The sequence below is a fragment of the Lysinibacillus sphaericus genome (assembly GCF_015844675.1).
GTDB lineage: Bacteria > Bacillota > Bacilli > Bacillales_A > Planococcaceae > Lysinibacillus > Lysinibacillus sphaericus_E.
Window position 1 is genome coordinate 99,208 of record NZ_LDGC01000068.1, and the last position, 20,217, is coordinate 119,424.

Sequence of the window (20,217 nt, forward strand, 5' to 3'; positions counted from 1 at the left end):
AATTGTTGTGGCTATACCATAAGGAAGCTACAACTAGCGCATCACTGCTGGTAATAATAACTTATTCTTCATAACATCAAAAATCCCTTTTGGTGTTATCCGAATATATGGTAAATGTGTAGATTGTAAGAATAATAAAGAATAAATTGCGTCTCCTAAGTGATAACCACGTTCCGCTAATGCTTGTTTTAAGACCTTCTCTTTTTCCGATAGTTCCTTAACATCACCGTCATGTAAAAGGCCACCAATCGTTAATGGAATAGCTGCAATTACTTCACCCTTTTCAGCAAGTACAATCCCACCACGCATTGCCTTCATTTCTTCAAAAGCTGTCATCATATCATCTTTATTTTTTCCGATTAGCAAAATATCGCCTGTATTCGAATAAGATGAAGCAAAGCCTTGAACACTAGTAGCAAAACCTTTAATCATCGTGTTAACATGCCATTTACCATCTCTATTAATAAGCATTAAATAACATTCATCATGATCTGCAAGCTGCCCTTCTCTAGTAATTAATGAGTTATATGGTTTGGTAATAACATCATTTACTAACTCAATTCCAAACGGCATCGAAAATTGAAAATCATGAGATGTTAATGAAAAATCTAAGTCAAATGCAGGAAACGCTGAATAATCAATTGTAGCAAGTTTTTGCACTTGCTCTCCATCGCGTTTTAACCAAACACCCTTCGATAGTACACTCTCAGGAACTGGGTGCCATTCATCCTGTAAAATATTTAGAGAAGCAAATCGCCCAGTTGCGATAAAGCCATGTAAGCTGGACATATTATAATAGCGCGCCACATTATAAGAAGCCATTTGATAAGCATCGATTGGTGCTACACCTGCATCTAATGCTGCTTGAATACATTTATCCATCACGCCATCTTCATGAAAAGAAGGTGTTGAGCCATCTGTTGTCATCATTAAATGATCAAAAATAGGCAGTTCTTTTTCGACAATTCCTTTTAATAGATGTGGTAAGTCTGGACGTATTGAAGAATAACGCAGCGTTACAGCATATCCTTGCATAATACGTCGCTCCACTTCTTCCACTGTCATTGCTTCATGATCACCATCTGCACCAAGTAACTTCATACGTGCTAAAGTTCGTTCTGATGCGCCAGGGAAGTGCCCTTCTATTTTTTTTCCGTAGCCCTTAGCCATTTGCATGCGATAAAGCATTTGGTCATCTCCATGTAACAACCTTGGCCAGCCTGTTAATTCTCCTCCAAGTAAAACGTCATCTCGTTCTAACCATTCTAAAATGGACGTATTAGAAAAAATCTCTTCCTCCTGCTCCATCTCAGTTTGCGAATCAAAACGAGTCCACCAATAAAATGAAAACGGTAGCTTTTTTAAATCATCCAAAATTGAAAACGCTTTCTTATTTTCTAAAGATAAAACGAAGCTTAAATTATCTGAAATAAAAGTTGTAGTGCCTAGCTGTCCACAAAAGTCAGCAAAAGATTGTGGATGGTATAACTGGAACGGATGAACATGTGGCTCAATATATCCTGGCACAATTGTTTTATTCGTACAATCGACCACCTCTGTTCCCTCTGATAACGGAGGCATTCTATCACCAGCATAGACAATACGATCTCCTAAAATCCAAATGTTCCCTACTACCCATTGTTTGAGCATGCTATGTAAATAACGCGCATTTTTTAATACAATATCAGGTGCTTTTTTACCATCAATTACAGCTAATTGTTGGCGTAATTCTGTAATTTTCCATACTGGATCCATTCTATTCGCCCCTTCCTAAATTACGTAAAATTTCATCGTGTAAATCCTATTTGAAATCACATACTACTACTGCATAAACGCTTTCTTTCATAAATTTAGTGCTTTATGCAATCATCTTGTTTCAATCGTAACACAGCACTTTCATAAAGCAAAGTGCCCCCCGCTTTATTTTTTCCACAATGACTAAAGGAGGAAATATGATGATGCATGAAACGAATTTAAGCGAAAAAAATGCCTTCTGTCGCTTTGCAATGGGTACAAGTTTAACGGCATTTGGTATCGCTAAGGTCTCAAGAAATCCTAACTGTACGGCAGGTCGATTGATGATTGCTTTTGGTGCCATGAAAATGGCTGAGGGTATCTTTAAGTATTGCCCAACTAAATCTTTACTGAGCTCAAGTATGGAGAGTGCTATGAACAACAGCAACAATAATAGCAACTCTTTTATGCAAAGTATGCTCAGTGGCCAAAATTCTATGTCATCTGAACAAATCGAAAAACTCATGAAGGATTTCTCCTCAGTTATAACTGGAAATACGTCAGGATCAAGCGCAACTGCGTCAAAGCAATCTGACTACAGCACTTCCAATCAAACTTCCTCAGAAAGTAAAAGTTCCACAAATAATGCACAAAATCCTTCTTAGTCAAAGGAGCCGTCTCAACTGTATAGTTGAGACGGCTTTCACCCTTGTAAATCATACGTTTAAAAACAATAAGAAGTTTCACAGTATGATTAAAATATTTAATTATAGTGACCATTACCATAGCGTAGGGTTGATTTCCGTTTACGGCTGGGCACTTTGCCGCTGACGCTTCGCTTTCGCGCAGAGCAGAGCTTCCTGGGGGCGTTCGATGAGCCGCTTCGCTTCGCTGCAGGGTCTCGGGCCAACACGATGATGTGATACCTTTAGTCTCCGTTCCTCTAACGCTTTTCCCCGAGGAGTCGCCCAGCCTCCACTACAATCAACTATTTGCATGGCATACGTTTTACCAAAATGTCACCTCTAAATTACGATGATGTACCAAAATTTATTAGAAACACTTTTATGGCAGATTACTACAGCGAGGGTTGGTTTACATTCGGCTCATTTTAATCAGTCACTACTTAAACGTACGCCAGCCGATATCTTTACGGAAGAAGAAATTGTCCCATTTTTCTGTTGCAATGCCTGCGTATACTTTTTCTTGTGCTTCCTTTAAAGTGGAGGCTTTTGCTCCAACTAATAAAACTCGGCCACCATTACCAACAAACTTCTCATCTACGAGCTTTGTACCTGCATGGAATACTGCATGTGAAGCTGATAGAGTTTCTAAGTTAGGTAATGTATTTCCTTTTTCAACGTCCCCTGGATAGCCTTCAGCCGCAATAACTACACCAAGCATCGCTTCTTCAGACCATTGCAAATCAAATGGCTTCTCGTCCATCAATGCTGTCATAAATGCGCCAAAATCGGAAGCCATGCGTGGTAAAACTACTTGCGTTTCTGGATCTCCGAAGCGTGCATTAAACTCAATCACTTTTGGACCATTTTTCGTTAAAATCAATCCTGCATATAAAATTCCTGTAAACGATACACTATCTGCCTCCATACCTTTCACGGTCGGTTCGACAATTGCCTTATAAGCTTCATCCACTACGTCTTGTGAAATTTGAGGCACCGGCGAATAGGCACCCATACCACCTGTGTTCGGTCCTTTATCGCCATCATAAGCACGTTTATGATCTTGAGCAATGACCATTGGATATATGTGACCTTTATGGACAAACGACATAAAGGAGAATTCTTCTCCGTCCAGGAATTCTTCAATGACAACACGTGAAGATGATTCACCAAAACGTTGGTTCCCAATCATATCCTCTACAGCTGCAATTGCTTCATCTTCGGTCATTGCTACAACCACACCTTTACCAGCTGCCAACCCATCCGCTTTGATCACAATCGGTGCACCTTGCTCTTTAATATAAGCGATAGCCTTTGCAGCCTCAGTAAACGTTTCATGGGCCGCTGTTGGGATATTATATTTATTCATAATATCTTTCGCGTATGATTTACTGCTTTCGATTTGTGCCGCTTCTTTTGTTGGACCAAATACTCGTAAACCGCGAGCAGTAAAGAAATCTACAATACCTGCAGCAAGTGGTTGCTCAGGTCCTACAAATGTTAAATCTATTGCATTTTCTTTTGCAAATTGTGCAAGACCTGCAAAATCCATCGTATCTATTGTAACGATTTCTGCATCATTTCTCATGCCATCATTACCAGGAGCTACAAAAACTTTATTCACAGATGGTGAAATACTAAATTGTTTGGCGATAGCATGTTCTCGACCGCCGCTTCCAATAACTAATACTTTCATTCAGGGAATCCTCCTATTTGTAAGTAAGACCGAGATGAACCAACATCTCGGTCTAGTTTTTAACGTGTTTGAATTAGTGTTTGAAATGACGTACGCCAGTAAATACCATTGCAATACCGTACTCATTTGCTTTATCGATTGAATCCTGATCTTTAATAGATCCACCTGGTTGAATAATGGCTGTAATGCCCGCCGCTGCAGCTGCTTCTACTGTATCGCTCATTGGGAAGAATGCATCTGATGCTAATGCCGCACCTTTTGCTTTTTCGCCAGCTTGTTCAAATGCAATTTTAGCCGCGCCAACACGGTTCATTTGACCAGCGCCAACACCTAGAGTCATTTGAGAATCCGTAACAACGATAGCATTTGATTTAACGTGCTTCACAACTGCCCAACCAAGTTGTAATGCTTCCCATTCTTGCGCTGTCGGTTCACGATCTGTGACAACTTTTATATCTGCATTAGAAAAACCGTAGCGATCTGGTTCTTGTACAAGAAGTCCACCTTCTACCGATACAACATTGAATTTGTCTTGTTTTGCTTGCTCGAAAGGTATTGTTAATAAGCGAATATTTTTCTTCTTCGTTAAAATATCAAGTGCTTCTTTGGAGAAAGCTGGTGCAATAATAATTTCTAAAAATATATGGCTTAATTTTTCAGCAGTTGCTGCATCAACTTCCATGTTTAAAGCAATAATGCCACCAAAAATAGACGTTGAATCTGCTTCATATGCTTTATCAAACGCTTCTTCTAATGTTGCGCCAGTACCAACACCACAAGGGTTCATGTGCTTTACAGCTACCGCTGCAGGCATTTCAAACTCTTTAACAATTTGCAATGCTGCATTCCCGTCTTGAATATTGTTGTATGATAATTCTTTACCATGCAATTGCGTAGCATAAGCTAGTGAAAAATCCGAGCCTAGACGTTTTTGATAGAACGCCGCTTTTTGATGAGGGTTTTCACCATAGCGTAAGTTTTGCTTTAATTCATAAGTCATTGTTAAGCTCTCTGGGAACTCTTCTTCTGTTAAGTAGTTCGATATATATGAATCATAAGCGGCTGTGTGACGGAAAACTTTTGCAGCTAATTTACGACGTGTTTCAATAGTCGTTGCACCATTAGCTTTCAGTTCCTCTAATACGTTCGCATAGTCATTGCTATCCACAATTACTGTTACATATTGATGGTTTTTTGCTGCAGAACGTAACATTGTTGGACCACCGATATCGATATTTTCGATCGCATCATCCCATGTTACATTAGGCTTTGAAATTGTTTCAACAAACGGGTAAAGATTGACACAAACAATCTCGATTGGCTCAATTCCATGCTCATTCATTTGTGCTTGATGAGAAGCATCGTCAAATTTCCCTAATAGTCCACCGTGAATCATTGGATTTAAAGTTTTTACACGGCCATCTAAAATTTCTGGGAATTTAGTTACTTCGTCTACTGCTGTTACGGCAACATTATTGTCTTGTAACATTTTTTTCGTACCACCAGTTGATAAAATTTCATAACCTAATGCTACTAGTTCCTTTGCAAATTCTAATATACCATCTTTATTGGAAACACTGATTAATGCACGTTTTGTCACAACGAAATCCTCCTAATTTTATCGTGTTTGTCACGAATATGTCTTGCTATTATTGGTCGGACAGAGTTAGGTTTTGATAAGGCAATCTTTCGAAGACCTAACTCTCTCATCAATCTATTACTTTAATAATTGCTCTAAAGCTTTTGTATAGAGTACATGCTCTTTTTGATGAATTGCCGCTTCTGTTGCCTCACGGTCACCTTCAACAACTTGAACTGCCGCTTGTGCAATAATAGGCCCTGTATCCATACCTTCATCTACAAAATGGACTGTTACTCCTGTTATCTTGACGCCGTGCTCCATCGCTTGACCAATGGCATCTTTACCAGGGAATGCTGGTAATAGTGAAGGATGAATGTTCACAATGCGCTGTGGGTAGGCAGTTAACAATACTTCACTAATTAAGCGCATATAACCTGCAAGTACAATCCATTCTATATGACGTTCGTGAAGAGCCTCGATAATAGCAGTCTCGTAATCTGCCTTTGATAAAAACTCTTTCGGACTTAAAGCTAGCACTGGAATACTATAGTTTTCAGCACGTGTCACTACAAATGCGCTAGGCTTGTCTGTCACAACAAGTTCAATCTTTGCATGTAGTTCGCCTCGTTCAATGGCCTCTTGAAGAGCTTGAAAGTTACTGCCGCTACCTGAAGCAAAAACGGCAATTTTAGTTGGTGCAGTCATTACACTAAACTCCCATCATGTGAGCCATTGAATACAACACCTTCGCCTTTCACAACGCGACCAATTTTGTATGCTTTTTCACCATTAGCTTCTACTGTAGCAAGCACTTTCTCTACTTCAGCTGCAGGTACAGCTAACACGAAGCCAATGCCCATGTTAAAGACATTATATAAATCCTTGTCCTCTAACTGTCCTTTTTCTTTTAAAAACTCAAAAATACGTAAGACTGGCCAAGAACCTAAGTCTATTTCAGTTGCTAAGCCTTCTGGCATCATACGTGGTAGGTTTTCATAAAAGCCACCGCCCGTTACATGTGCACAGCCATGAACGTCTGCTGCTTTTAAAGCTGCAAGTACAGGTTTCGCATATAATTTTGTTGGCACTAATAAGGCTTCCCCGATAGGACCAAGATCTTCGTAGCCTTCCACAATCGAATCAACTTCGTACTGATTATCTGCAAAGACAATTTTTCGCACTAAGGAATAACCGTTTGAATGCACCCCACTTGAAGCAATACCAACAAGCACGTCACCCTCTACGATGTTCTCACCTGTTACGATGGCTGATTTTTCACAGGCTCCTACTGCAAAACCAGCTAAATCATACTCATCCTCTTCGTAAAGACCTGGCATCTCTGCAGTTTCACCACCGATTAATGCCGCACCAGATTGCACACAGCCATCGGCAACGCCCTTTACAATTTGCTCAATTTTTGCTGGCTCTGCCTTGCCAAGGGCTACATAATCTAAAAAGTACAATGGCTCTGCACCTTGCGCTACGATATCATTGACACACATCGCTACACAGTCCACGCCAATAGTGTCGTGCTTGTCCACCATAAACGCTAACTTTAGTTTTGTCCCAACACCATCAGTACCTGAAATAAGAACAGGTTCCTTAAGATTTAGTTCTGACAAGTCAAACATACCACCAAAACCACCGAACGTGCCCATCACACCTAGACGGTTTGTACGTTCAACGTGAGACTTCATTCGTTTTACGGCTTCGTAGCCTGCTTCAATATTTACACCTGCTTGTTCATATGCTTTAGACACGCAGAGTTCCTCCTTATCATCCAAATCGCCTTGGCACATCTGAATCTAGAATTTTCATCAATGCTAGACGTATTTGGATGTTTTTCTTAACGTAATAGTTCTTTTTCATGCGGTAAGATTGTATCTGGGAAAATTTCTGTTGGATATTTACCTGTAAAGCATGCTAGGCATAATCCACGGTTTTCATCTTCATATGGTCTTGCAATCGTCTCTACCATGCCTTCAACAGAAAGAAATGTTAGTGAATCGGCTCCTATCGTTTCACGGATTTCATCTACATTTTGGCTAGATGCAATCAATTCTTCGTGTGTTGAAGTATCGATGCCATAATAGCAAGGATCTGTCATCGGTGGAGAAGAGATTACAACATGTACTTCTGCTGCCCCTGCATCTTTTAACATTTTTACAATACGTCTTGAAGTTGTACCACGAACGATTGAATCATCCACCATCACTACTCGTTTACCTTTTACGACTTGAACAACTGGAGAAAGTTTCATTTTCACACCGCGTTCACGTAATTCCTGTGTCGGTTGGATAAATGTACGACCTACATAACGATTTTTAATAAGACCTAATTCATATGGAATTCCGCTTTCCTCTGCAAAGCCGATTGCTGCTGAAATACTCGAGTCAGGGACACCTGTAACAACATCAGCTTCAATATGTGCACATTCACGAGCAAGCTGTTTTCCCATACGTTTACGTGCCATGTGGACATTAATACCATCAATATCTGAATCAGGACGCGCTAAATATACGTACTCCATCGCGCACATTGCACGTTTATCCATCTCTACAAAACGATCAGATTTTACACCTTCATCGTTAATAATTAATAACTCACCAGGTTCAACAGAGCGAACAAATTCTGCACCTATTAAATCAAATGCACAAGTTTCAGAGGCCACAACCCAACCATCTCCTAGCTTTCCTAGAGATAATGGACGTAAACCATGTGGATCACGTGCGACAAGCATTTCATCTTTAGTCATAATTAAGAATGAGTAAGCACCCTTTAATAATGAAAGGGCATTTTTCACCTTTGCACGGAATGGCGATAGCGAGCTTTTCTTAATAAGATGCCCAAGCACTTCAGTATCGGAGCTAGAATGGAAAATACTACCTTGTCGCTCTAAATACTGTTTTAAGTGCGTTGCATTGACCAAATTACCGTTATGAGCAATTGAAAGGCTACCTGTTGACGAGTGGAATAATAACGGCTGTACATTTTCAATACCGCCACCTCCAGCAGTCGTATAACGGACATGGGCAATTGCTGCTTTTCCGTCCACTGCCTTTAATTTGTCTTCGTTGAAAACATCATTAACTAGTCCTTCGCCTTTCACCGCGCGAAGGTGCTGACCGTCAGAAACGACGATCCCAGCGCCTTCTTGGCCACGGTGTTGAAGAGCATGAAGCCCGTAATAACTAAGGTGTGCTGGATTCGGGTTGCCCCAAATACCAAACACCCCACATTCTTCGTTTAAGCCTCTGAGTTCAGCAAGCATGGGATTGCTCCTTTCCAATTAGAACGGAATTCCTCCACTGTACCTTCTACAAGCACACCGTTGTCACCGTTGATTTTAACAAGCGCATCGTTTGTTACGACACCGATTTTCTTAGCGTCTTTTACAATTTCTACAAATGCAGATGCATTTTCTTCTTTCACTGTTACAACGAAACGAGATTGTGTTTCACTGAATAATGCCGTTGTAGCAGAGCCTGTTAATGTCACATCAAGACCTAAGTCATTAGCGCCAAATGTTGTTTCAGCTAGCGCCACTGCAAGACCACCTTCTGCTACATCATGTGCAGATTGGACGATTCCTGCTTTAATTGCTTTAAGTAATGCTTGTTGACGGGCAGCTTCAATCTGTAAGTCAATCGCTGGTGCTTTCCCTGAAATAACCCCATTATTTAATAATTTTTGAAGCTCCGAACCACCGAATTCAGTATTTGTATCGCCGATCACAAATACTACATCACCAGCAGCTTTTACTTCTTGAGTTGTTACATGTGCTAAATCTTCAATTAGTCCAACCATACCGATTGTCGGTGTTGGATAAACCGCTTCACCAGAACGTTCGTTATAAAGAGACACGTTACCACCGATTACTGGTGAATTCAGTGCTGTACAAGCCGCTGAAATACCATCAGCTGATTTTTCAATTTGCCAGAAGATTTCTGGTTTCTCAGGATTGCCGAAGTTCAAGCAGTCAGTAACCGCTAATGGCGTACCACCAGTTGCTACGATATTACGAGCTGCCTCTGCTACAGCAATGGCACCGCCTACTTCTGGATCTAGGAAAATATAACGGGAGTTACAGTCTGTGGTCATCGCTAAGCCTTTGTTCGTACCGCGAACACGGATAACGGCTGCATCAGAACCTGGAGCAACGACTGTTGATGTACGAACTTGATAATCATATTGATCGTAAACCCACTCTTTTGAAGCAACTGTTGGTGCTTTTAAAAGTGAATTTAATGTTTCTTTGAAATCTGTTACCGCTGGTTCTGTGTTTTCCATTGCTTGGAACTCTGCATAGTAAGCAGGCTCTGCAGATGGCTTATGATAAACTGGTGCATCTTCTGCAAGTGCATCAGCAGGTACTTCTGCTACAACTTCACCGTTATGTAAAAGGCGAAGCATTTTATCATCAGTCACGCGACCAATTGCCACAGCATCTAAATCATATTTATCGAAAATCGCTTTAATTTCATCTTCGCGACCTTTTGTCACAACAAGTAGCATACGCTCCTGAGATTCAGATAGCATCATTTCATATGCTGTCATACCTGTTTCACGTTGAGGTACTAAGTCTAAGTTCATCTCTACACCAGAGCCAGCCTTAGAAGCCATTTCTGCTGATGAAGAAGTAAGACCAGCAGCACCCATGTCTTGAATACCTACTAGAGCGTCAGATTTTACAACTTCTAAACATGCTTCAAGTAAAAGTTTCTCCATAAATGGATCTCCTACTTGTACTGCAGGACGTTGGTTCTCAGATTCTTCAGTTAACTCCTCAGAGGCAAATGTTGCACCATGGATACCGTCACGACCTGTTTTCGCACCAACATACATAACTGTATTCCCTACACCAGCTGCGATTCCACGTTGAATATCTTTGTGGTCAATTAAACCTACACACATTGCATTAACTAATGGATTGCCTTCATAGCAAGGATCGAATTGAATCTCGCCACCTACTGTAGGAATTCCGATACAGTTACCGTAACCTGCGATACCAGCAACGACTTCTTCAAATAAATATTTACCACGCGCTGACTTTAATTCGCCAAAGCGTAGTGAGTTCAGCATAGCAATTGGACGTGCACCCATTGAGAAAACGTCACGGATAATACCACCAACACCTGTGGCAGCACCTTGATAAGGCTCGATTGCTGAAGGATGGTTATGCGATTCCATTTTAAATACAACTGCTTGTTCATCACCAATGTCTACGATACCAGCACCTTCACCTGGACCTTGTAAAACTTGTGGACCCTTCGTAGGGAATTTACGTAACACTGGTTTTGAATTTTTGTATGAGCAGTGCTCAGACCACATTACTGAGAAAAGACCTGTCTCTGTCCAGTTTGGTAGACGTCCTAAAATACCTTCTACCATTGCAAATTCTTCGTCTGACATTCCCATACCAGCGTATAGCTTTTGATCTTTAATTTGCTGTGCTGTTGGCTCAAACTTAGTTGTTGACATGATTTTCCCTCCACTGCTTCACAATTGATTTAAATACTGCTAGACCGTCTGCTCCGCCCACCAGTGCATCAACTGCTCGCTCTGGGTGAGGCATCATACCTAGTACATTGCCGCGCTCGTTTATAATCCCCGCGATATCTTCTAAAGAACCGTTTGGATTTTCGCCTGAGTATGTAAACACGATTTGATTGTTATCTTTTAATGCTTGTAAAGTTTCCTCGTCACAGTAATAGTTACCTTCACCATGTGCAATTGGAATATTGATTACTTGACCTTGCTCATATTGGTTTGTGAATAATGTATTATTGTTTTCAACTTTAAGCTGGATTGTGCGGCACATGAATTTCAAATTTTTGTTTCGAAGTAATGCACCTGGTAATAAACCTGCTTCAGTTAGTATTTGGAATCCATTACATACTCCTAATACCGGCTTACCAGCATCTGCTGCTTTTTTGACCTCTGCCATAATATTAGATTGATTGGCCATCGCACCACAGCGAAGGTAATCTCCGTATGAGAAGCCTCCCGGTACTAAAATACCATCAAAGCCACTTAAATCTGTTGCTGTATGCCATACATATTCTACTTCTTCACCTAGCTCGTCTTTAATCGCATGATACATATCGATATCACAGTTTGACCCAGGGAACACGAGTACTGCGAATTTCATGATTAGTTAGCCTCCTCGACTTCGTAACGGTAGTCTTCGATCACAACGTTAGTTAAAACCTTTTCACACATTTCTTTTACTAGAGTATCAATATCACGTTCTGTATCTTTAATTGCTAGTTCAAGATATTTACCAATACGTAAATCTTCTACTTCAGCGTAACCCATTTTCACTAAAGAACCTTGTACAGCTGAACCTTGTGGATCAAGAATGCTCTCACGTAATGTTACGTAAATTTTAACTTTTTTCATTGTTATTTGCCTCCGAGTCTAGAAAGTATAATAGTATAAACTTCAGTTAAATTACCAAGGTCTCTACGAAAGACATCTTTGTCTAACTTTTGCTTTGTAGTTGCATCCCAAAGTCTGCATGTATCTGGTGATATTTCATCTGCCAGCAGTACATTTCCGTCATTGTCACGTCCAAACTCTAATTTAAAGTCAATTAGTGTAACGTTGACATCTGCAAATATAGGTTGCATAACTTCGTTAACTGCAAGTGCTCCATCATAAATGGCTGTCACTTCCTTAGGTGTTGCAAGATCAAGTACGTCAATATGCTCCGTCGTAATGAGCGGATCGCCAAGTTCATCGTCTTTATAATAAAACTCAACGATTGGGCGTTTTAATGGTGTGCCTTCCTCCAAACCGAGACGTTTCGCTAAGCTACCTGCTACTATATTACGAACTACGACCTCTATTGGAATAATATCTACCTTTTTTACAAGCTGTTGCGTATCAGATAATTGTTTCACGAAATGTGACGCAATTCCGTTAGCTTGCAATTTTTCGAAAATTAGAGAGGTAATGCGATTATTTAATACGCCTTTACCTTCAATTTCTTCTTTTTTCTCACCATTAAATGCTGTTGCACTATTCTTGTATTCAACGAGTAACACATCTGGCTCCTCTGTTGTATACAATTTTTTTGCTTTACCTTCATACAAAAGTTGACCTGTAGTCATTTCGTTACTCCCCCTGATATTATGAAATACACGCGTATTGTTCAGAATTGAATCGTACATATACGATTCAATTCTGTAACATCCGCTAGTGGCTCTACTCAATCAATTTCGCCTTGGCGTAATTGCGTCCGGATTTTGAATTGTGCTAGCACAATTCAAAATCCGTGACATCCGCCGGAGGCATCTTCATTCAGTTGCTGAATGAAGATAACTGTTTAGTTAAGTCCAAGACGCTCAAAAATCATATCTACATGCTGTAAATGGTAGTTGTAGTCGAAGCACTCATCTAGTTCTTCTTTCGTTAAATACGATGTAATTTTTTCACTTGCATCGACTAACGTACGGAACTGAACTTGCTCATCCCACGCCTGCATCGCTAAAGGTTGTACTGTATCATACGCTTCCTCACGCACTAACCCTTTATCGATAAGTGCTAGTAGGATGCGTTGAGAGTATATTAGACCATAAGTGCGACCCATATTACGTTTCATATTTTCAGGGAATACTGTTAAGTTTTTCACAATGTTACCGAAGCGATTTAACATATAGTTAAGTGTAATTGTTGCATCCGGTAAAATAACGCGCTCTGCAGATGAATGTGAAATATCACGTTCATGCCATAATGCTACGTTTTCATAAGCCGTTACCATATAGCCACGCATTAAACGTGACATACCAACCATGTTTTCAGATCCAATTGGATTACGTTTATGAGGCATCGCTGACGAGCCTTTTTGCCCTTTTGCAAATCCTTCCTCAACTTCACGTGTTTCAGATTTTTGCAAGCCACGAATCTCTGTTGCAAATTTCTCTATTGATGTTGCGATTAATGCCAACGCCCCAAAGTACTGTGCATGGCGATCACGTTGTAATGTTTGTGTTGAAATAGGTGATGCTGTAAGTCCTAATTTATCGCATACATATTGCTCAACTCGAGGATCGATATTGGCATATGTTCCAACTGCACCAGACATTTTTCCTGTTTCAATTACTTTTGCTGCTGCTTCAAAGCGTTCTAAGTTACGCTTCATTTCTTCATACCATAAAGCTAATTTTAAACCGAAAGTTGTTGGCTCAGCATGAACACCATGTGTACGTCCCATCATGACCGTATGCTTATACTCTTTCGCTTTCGCTGCGATAATGTCAATGAAATTCATGATGTCTTTACGTAAAATATCATTCGCTTGTTTAATTAAAAAAGAAAGGGCTGTATCAACTACGTCCGTTGAAGTTAAACCATAGTGCACCCATTTTCGCTCTTCGCCAAGTGTTTCAGATACGGCACGAGTGAAAGCTACAACATCATGGCGTGTTTCTTTTTCAATCTCTAAAATACGATCCACATCAAATGAAGCATTTTCACGGATTTTAGCTACATCTTCTTTTGGAATGTCGCCTAATTCTGCCCAAGCCTCACATGCTAAAATTTCAACCTCTAGCCAAGCTTGATATTTATTTTGTTCTGTCCAAATTGCGCCCATTTCGGGTCTTGTGTAACGTTCGATCATTGCGTTTCTCCTTCTATTCTGGCCAAATGCCAGAACTCTCGATTTGTTGTAGTGTTTCTTCTAAGTTTTTCGTCATAATCGTTACGTGGCCCATCTTACGGTTCACCTTAGCTTCAGCTTTCCCATAAAGATGTATAGACCATTCAGGATATTTAGCAATTGAGTTACTAAGTGGCACGACATGCTGCCCTAAAACATTTATCATAATTGATGGTGCCCAAAGTTGTGGTTTACGTAATGGCCAACCACAAATAGCGCGTATGTGCTGATGGAACTGTGAAACATTACATGCTTCTATTGAATAGTGACCTGAATTATGAGGTCTTGGTGCTAATTCATTAATAACAATTCCACCGTCTTCTAATACAAACATTTCTACTGCTAATGTGCCTACTAAATTTAAGTAATCAGCAATTTTCAAAGCTTCGCGCTCTGCAGCCTGTGCTGTTTCTTCTTTTATGCGAGCTGGCACAATCGTTTCATGTAAAATATGATGAACATGAATATTTTCTCCAACTGGCTGACAAAAAGATTCACCATTACCGTTTCTTTGAACAATGACAGACACCTCTTTAACGAAAGGTACAAATCCCTCAACAATACATTGTGAATGAGAGAAAAGCCCCTTTGCTAACGATAGGTCTTCTGCAGATTTTAAAAGCTGCTGCCCCTTGCCATCGTAACCACCTCTTGCTGTTTTGACTATACAAGGATAACTAATCATATCGATATTGGCTAGTAATTCTTCATATGTATTTACAACCAAATAAGGGGCTACCGGACAACCTGCGTTCATAATCGCTTCTTTCTCAGTCACACGGTTTTGTGTAATGCGTACTAGCTCTGCTCCTTGTGGTACGTAAGCCATTTGTGTTAAACGTTTTAAGCCATCATAATCGATGTTTTCAAACTCATACGTTATAACGTCACTTACCTCAGCAAGTTCTTCTAAAGCTGCCTCATCATCATATGGTGCTACAATACGAACATCCGCAACCTGTCCACATGGTGAATCCATTAATGGTTCAAGAACAGCAACTTTAAAGCCGGCCTCTTTTGCAGCAAGTGCCATCATACGACCAAGTTGCCCTCCTCCGATAATGCCAATCGTCTGCCCTGGATAAATTATCTTTGTCACACTAAGTCACCTGTGCTTTCCAGTACTTGTTGTTTCGTGGCTTCACGTCTAGCATCCAGTTTATTAGCAAGCTGTGCCTCTGTTGTCGATAAAATTTGTGCTGCAAGCAAGCCTGCATTCGTCGCTCCTGCTTTGCCAATCGCTACTGTTGCTACAGGTACACCTCCAGGCATCTGAACGATTGATAATAGTGAATCAAGACCGTTAAGAGCACGAGATTGCACAGGTACTCCGATTACCGGTAACGTTGTTTTAGCTGCTACCATTCCTGGTAAATGTGCAGCTCCACCTGCACCAGCGATAATTACTTGAATTCCTCGCTCACGTGCTGATTCTGCATACTCAAACATTAAGTCAGGAGTACGATGTGCAGACACTACCTTTTTCTCGTACGGTACTTGTAATTCATCTAAAATATCACATGCATGTTTCATTGTTTCCCAGTCACTTGAACTCCCCATAATGACACCGATTTTCGGATTCATGATTGTCGCTCCTTTTTAACGTTAGAAAAATGATCAAATATATTAAAGCTACTACAATTCTTTACTTTTTCTTTTTATAACAAAGAAAATCCTCAAATAAACTACTCCCTACCATACACGTGAAAGCAGCTTACTTGAGGACTTATTATGAAGAAAATATGCGAATGTACATTTCTGTACACATAGCCTTCCGTAATATGCCAAAAGTGCTTTCCCGCATAGTCCGGCATTTACGGTGCCGGGTAGAGACACTAGAGCCAATCCTCTAGCATATATGTGGGATTTATTTGTTTTTCCTTCTCACATTTTAACAAGTCATTCCACTATCGTCAATGCAAAAATGCGAACATTTTATTTTAGGTATTTATAAACGTTCGGATTTTAGTCAAAATCACTCGGAATCTTGGCAGTTCATCGCTTTAAATTGTATTTTTTGACGCAAATACGTTGGTTCTCCATTGACTAAGTGAAAAATAGGTTCTTCTTTTCTTCCCACTGCCATATAGCCATCTTGACGCATTCTTTCCAAACAATCTTTAATTGACTCATTTTCTTCTACTTCATACCAAATTTGTTTTTTTTCCAAATCTTTCTTCCTTTCGATCTTGTATCCAATAATTTTTTCCTCTTATGAGTTTCATTATACCTTTAGTTTGCCCATTAGTATGTTTGATTTGTTAATAAAATGCTCTTCACCCTAAGGTTAGGTTAATTCCCATTCTGATTGGGCACTTTCCTGTGGGTGTCCGATGAACCGCTTGTGCCAGTAGTTGCGCGAAAGTGAAGCGTCAGCAACGACGAGATGTTGGTCACGAAAGCGTTCTCACAGGATGTGATAGGTTTAAACTTTATTCCACTTCTAGCTCTCTACAGATACTCTTCTGTGACGCTATCGCAAGGAGCCGAACACCTCCACTTCAACTACTTAATAATGGTATACGTTTAATAAATGCCATTCTTAAATTTTGGTGATCTGTACTTTACAGTTACTACTTCAAGAAAAATTAAAAGAACTGCAGAGACAAAATCTGTAGTTCTTTATTAAGGTTTTGAAACCCCATTACGTATACACCTAAGAAAAGGAACAATAAAAAAATATTAAGTACAATAAGAACGCTAAAAATATCAGCTTTAATGCCAAAAACTGCACTAATTATTCCTAGTCCTCCTAGATATGTGTTATAGATCTAAACAATTTTCAACTACATAATTTGTTAGTAAAACTCGTCCTATTTCATTCTTTGAACAATAAGTGATGGATATATTTTAAATATTGAGGCGATCCACACTGTGAAGCTTCCGTCCGAAACGTTCTGGTGACTACTTATGACTATTTCCAAGCATCTCAGCAAGTCTTACGGCGTTCTATCCGCCTATTCGTTAGATTCCTATAGGTAGCCATTGTTTCTATAGACAGACACAATGGGTAGCGTCCTCCAGAAACACAACACAGACAGTCTGCTATGCCAGTTTTCTCGGCAGGAGTGTCGCTCCATTATAGTCATTTCTCAACGTATCATATATAACCTAACTCATTATGTGAATTTTAACTTTAAATAATTTTTCTTTATATAAAACAAAAAAAGCCGAGGAATAAATCCTCGACTTTTTTAAGGTGCCTAGCGACGTCCTACTCTCACAGGGGGAAGCCCCCAACTACCATCGGCGCTAAAGAGCTTAACTTCCGTGTTCGGTATGGGAACGGGTGTGACCTCTTTGCCATCATCACTAGACATATAAAAGAATTAATTATTCTTTCAAAACTGGATAAACGTGCATTGAATGTTTCAAACATTTTGGTTAAGTCCTCGATCGATTAGTATTCGTCAGCTCCATGTGTCACCACACTTCCACCTCGAACCTATCTACCTCATCGTCTTTGAGGGATCTTACTTACTTGCGTAATGGGAAATCTCATCTTGAGGGGGGCTTCATGCTTAGATGCTTTCAGCACTTATCCCGTCCACACATAGCTACCCAGCGATGCCTTTGGCAAGACAACTGGTACACCAGCGGTGTGTCCATCCCGGTCCTCTCGTACTAAGGACAGCTCCTCTCAAATTTCCTACGCCCACGACGGATAGGGACCGAACTGTCTCACGACGTTCTGAACCCAGCTCGCGTACCGCTTTAATGGGCGAACAGCCCAACCCTTGGGACCGACTACAGCCCCAGGATGCGATGAGCCGACATCGAGGTGCCAAACCTCCCCGTCGATGTGGACTCTTGGGGGAGATAAGCCTGTTATCCCCGGGGTAGCTTTTATCCGTTGAGCGATGGCCCTTCCATGCGGAACCACCGGATCACTAAGCCCGTCTTTCGACCCTGCTCGACTTGTAGGTCTCGCAGTCAAGCTCCCTTGTGCCTTTACACTCTACGAATGATTTCCAACCATTCTGAGGGAACCTTTGGGCGCCTCCGTTACCTTTTAGGAGGCGACCGCCCCAGTCAAACTGTCCGCCTGACACTGTCTCCTGCCCCGCTAAGGGGCATGGGTTAGAATTTCAATACAACCAGGGTAGTATCCCACCGACGCCTCCTTCGAAGCTGGCGCTCCGAGATCTCTGGCTCCTACCTATCCTGTACAAGTTGTACCAAAATTCAATATCAGGCTACAGTAAAGCTCCACGGGGTCTTTCCGTCCTGTCGCGGGTAACCTGCATCTTCACAGGTACTATAATTTCACCGAGTCTCTCGTTGAGACAGTGCCCAGATCGTTACGCCTTTCGTGCGGGTCGGAACTTACCCGACAAGGAATTTCGCTACCTTAGGACCGTTATAGTTACGGCCGCCGTTTACTGGGGCTTCAATTCGCAGCTTCGCTTGCGCTAACCACTCCTCTTAACCTTCCAGCACCGGGCAGGCGTCAGCCCCTATACGTCACCTTACGGTTTTGCAGAGACCTGTGTTTTTGCTAAACAGTCGCCTGGGCCTATTCACTGCGGCTCTCATGCGCTTGCACGCTCAAGAGCACCCCTTCTCCCGAAGTTACGGGGTCATTTTGCCGAGTTCCTTAACGAGAGTTCTCTCGCACACCTTAGGATTCTCTCCTCGACTACCTGTGTCGGTTTGCGGTACGGGCACCTCTCACCTCGATAGAGGCTTTTCTTGGCAGTGTGAAATCAGGAACTTCGTCCATACGGACTCGCCATCACAGCTCAACGTTACAGTGTGCGGATTTGCCTACACACACGCCTTACTGCTTGGACGCGCATAACCAACAGCGCGCTTACCCTATCCTACTGCGTCCCCCCATTTCTCAAACGGTGAGGAGGTGGTACAGGAATATCAACCTGTTGTCCATCGCCTACGCCTATCGGCCTCGGCTTAGGTCCCGACTAACCCTGAGCGGACGAGCCTTCCTCAGGAAACCTTAGTCATACGGTGGACGGGATTCTCACCCGTCTTTCGCTACTCATACCGGCATTCTCACTTCTAAGCGCTCCACCAGTCCTTCCGATCTGACTTCAACGCACTTAGAACGCTCTCCTACCACTGACATCGTAGATGTCAATCCACAGCTTCGGTGAATCGTTTAGCCCCGATACATTTTCGGCGCAGCGTCACTCGACCAGTGAGCTATTACGCACTCTTTAAATGATGGCTGCTTCTAAGCCAACATCCTGGTTGTCTGTGCAACGCCACATCCTTTTCCACTTAACGATTACTTTGGGACCTTAGCTGGTGGTCTGGGCTGTTTCCCTTTTGACTACGGATCTTATCACTCGCAGTCTGACTCCCGTGTATAAATATCTGGCATTCGGAGTTTGTCTGAATTCGGTAAACCGGGATGGCCCCCTAGTCCAAACAGTGCTCTACCTCCAGTATTCTCATCACGAGGCTAGCCCTAAAGCTATTTCGGAGAGAACCAGCTATCTCCAAGTTCGATTGGAATTTCTCCGCTACCCACACCTCATCCCCGCACTTTTCAACGTGCGTGGGTTCGGGCCTCCAGTAAGTGTTACCTCACCTTCACCCTGGACATGGGTAGATCACCTGGTTTCGGGTCTACGACCACGTACTAATTCGCCCTATTCAGACTCGCTTTCGCTGCGGCTCCGCCTTCTAAAGCTTAACCTCGCACGTAATCGTAACTCGCCGGTTCATTCTACAAAAGGCACGCTATCACCCATTAACGGGCTCTAACTACTTGTAGGCACACGGTTTCAGGATCTCTTTCACTCCCCTTCCGGGGTGCTTTTCACCTTTCCCTCACGGTACTGGTTCACTATCGGTCACTAGGTAGTATTTAGCCTTGGGAGATGGTCCTCCC

Annotated in this window: 15 protein-coding genes, 2 rRNA genes and 1 riboswitch; of the genes, 1 reads left to right on the top strand and 16 read right to left on the bottom strand. The window is 41.6% G+C overall.

What is annotated here, in order from left to right; all coding sequences use genetic code 11:
• Window positions 1-33 precede the first annotated feature (33 nt).
• Window positions 34-1,755, bottom strand: a complete 1,722-nt coding sequence (locus ABE34_RS16705; protein ID WP_197143602.1) for an adenine deaminase C-terminal domain-containing protein — start codon at window positions 1,753-1,755, stop codon at window positions 34-36.
• A gap of 197 nt (window positions 1,756-1,952) precedes the next feature.
• On the opposite strand from ABE34_RS16705, the gene ABE34_RS16710 reads away from it, so the two are divergent.
• Complete coding sequence (locus ABE34_RS16710) at window positions 1,953-2,399, top strand: YgaP-like transmembrane domain (protein ID WP_241747070.1); 447 nt, start codon at window positions 1,953-1,955, stop codon at window positions 2,397-2,399.
• A gap of 457 nt (window positions 2,400-2,856) precedes the next feature.
• Here ABE34_RS16710 and purD read toward each other — a convergent pair whose 3' ends face one another.
• From purD to ABE34_RS16785, 15 genes are all read right to left on the bottom strand, one after another.
• On the bottom strand, window positions 2,857-4,113 hold the full coding sequence (gene purD, locus ABE34_RS16715) for a phosphoribosylamine--glycine ligase (RefSeq protein WP_197143604.1): 1,257 nt from the start codon (window positions 4,111-4,113) through the stop codon (window positions 2,857-2,859).
• Window positions 4,114-4,186: 73 nt separating this feature from the next.
• Window positions 4,187-5,713, bottom strand: coding sequence for a bifunctional phosphoribosylaminoimidazolecarboxamide formyltransferase/IMP cyclohydrolase (gene purH / locus ABE34_RS16720; protein ID WP_197143605.1), 1,527 nt, complete (start codon window positions 5,711-5,713; stop codon window positions 4,187-4,189).
• A gap of 117 nt (window positions 5,714-5,830) precedes the next feature.
• Window positions 5,831-6,400: a phosphoribosylglycinamide formyltransferase gene (purN, locus tag ABE34_RS16725; protein WP_197143606.1), complete on the bottom strand. Its 570-nt coding sequence runs from the start codon at window positions 6,398-6,400 to the stop codon at window positions 5,831-5,833.
• Window positions 6,400-7,455: a phosphoribosylformylglycinamidine cyclo-ligase gene (purM, locus tag ABE34_RS16730; RefSeq protein ID WP_197143607.1), complete on the bottom strand. Its 1,056-nt coding sequence runs from the start codon at window positions 7,453-7,455 to the stop codon at window positions 6,400-6,402. The genes purN and purM overlap by 1 nt, the downstream gene beginning before the upstream one ends.
• An 86-nt stretch (window positions 7,456-7,541) precedes the next feature.
• On the bottom strand, window positions 7,542-8,966 hold the full coding sequence (purF, locus tag ABE34_RS16735; protein WP_197143608.1) for an amidophosphoribosyltransferase: 1,425 nt from the start codon (window positions 8,964-8,966) through the stop codon (window positions 7,542-7,544).
• Entirely contained in the window at window positions 8,942-11,176 is a 2,235-nt protein-coding gene (gene purL / locus ABE34_RS16740) for a phosphoribosylformylglycinamidine synthase subunit PurL (RefSeq protein ID WP_197143609.1), read from the bottom strand. Before purL ends, purF begins: the two co-directional genes overlap by 25 nt.
• Window positions 11,163-11,846, bottom strand: coding sequence for a phosphoribosylformylglycinamidine synthase subunit PurQ (gene purQ / locus ABE34_RS16745; RefSeq protein WP_079562649.1), 684 nt, complete (start codon window positions 11,844-11,846; stop codon window positions 11,163-11,165). Before purQ ends, purL begins: the two co-directional genes overlap by 14 nt.
• Window positions 11,847-11,848: 2 nt before the next feature.
• Complete coding sequence (gene purS / locus ABE34_RS16750; protein ID WP_079562648.1) at window positions 11,849-12,097, bottom strand: phosphoribosylformylglycinamidine synthase subunit PurS; 249 nt, start codon at window positions 12,095-12,097, stop codon at window positions 11,849-11,851.
• A gap of 2 nt (window positions 12,098-12,099) precedes the next feature.
• Window positions 12,100-12,810: a phosphoribosylaminoimidazolesuccinocarboxamide synthase gene (purC, locus tag ABE34_RS16755; RefSeq protein ID WP_197143610.1), complete on the bottom strand. Its 711-nt coding sequence runs from the start codon at window positions 12,808-12,810 to the stop codon at window positions 12,100-12,102.
• A gap of 215 nt (window positions 12,811-13,025) precedes the next feature.
• Entirely contained in the window at window positions 13,026-14,321 is a 1,296-nt protein-coding gene (gene purB, locus ABE34_RS16760) for an adenylosuccinate lyase (RefSeq protein ID WP_197143611.1), read from the bottom strand.
• Window positions 14,322-14,334: 13 nt separating this feature from the next.
• Window positions 14,335-15,459 carry a 5-(carboxyamino)imidazole ribonucleotide synthase gene (gene purK / locus ABE34_RS16765; RefSeq protein ID WP_197143612.1) on the bottom strand — a complete coding sequence of 375 codons (1,125 nt, stop codon included), beginning with the start codon at window positions 15,457-15,459 and terminating at the stop codon, window positions 14,335-14,337.
• Window positions 15,456-15,944: a 5-(carboxyamino)imidazole ribonucleotide mutase gene (gene purE / locus ABE34_RS16770; protein ID WP_197143613.1), complete on the bottom strand. Its 489-nt coding sequence runs from the start codon at window positions 15,942-15,944 to the stop codon at window positions 15,456-15,458. The genes purK and purE overlap by 4 nt, the downstream gene beginning before the upstream one ends.
• 199 nt (window positions 15,945-16,143) lie before the next feature.
• A riboswitch (purine riboswitch) is annotated at window positions 16,144-16,242 on the bottom strand.
• Window positions 16,243-16,335: 93 nt separating this feature from the next.
• Window positions 16,336-16,530 carry an NETI motif-containing protein gene (locus ABE34_RS16775; protein WP_197143614.1) on the bottom strand — a complete coding sequence of 65 codons (195 nt, stop codon included), beginning with the start codon at window positions 16,528-16,530 and terminating at the stop codon, window positions 16,336-16,338.
• Window positions 16,531-17,561: 1,031 nt separating this feature from the next.
• Window positions 17,562-17,677: ribosomal RNA gene (gene rrf / locus ABE34_RS16780) — 5S ribosomal RNA — on the bottom strand.
• 63 nt (window positions 17,678-17,740) lie between these two features.
• Window positions 17,741-20,217, bottom strand: a 23S ribosomal RNA gene (locus tag ABE34_RS16785); the annotation flags it as partial.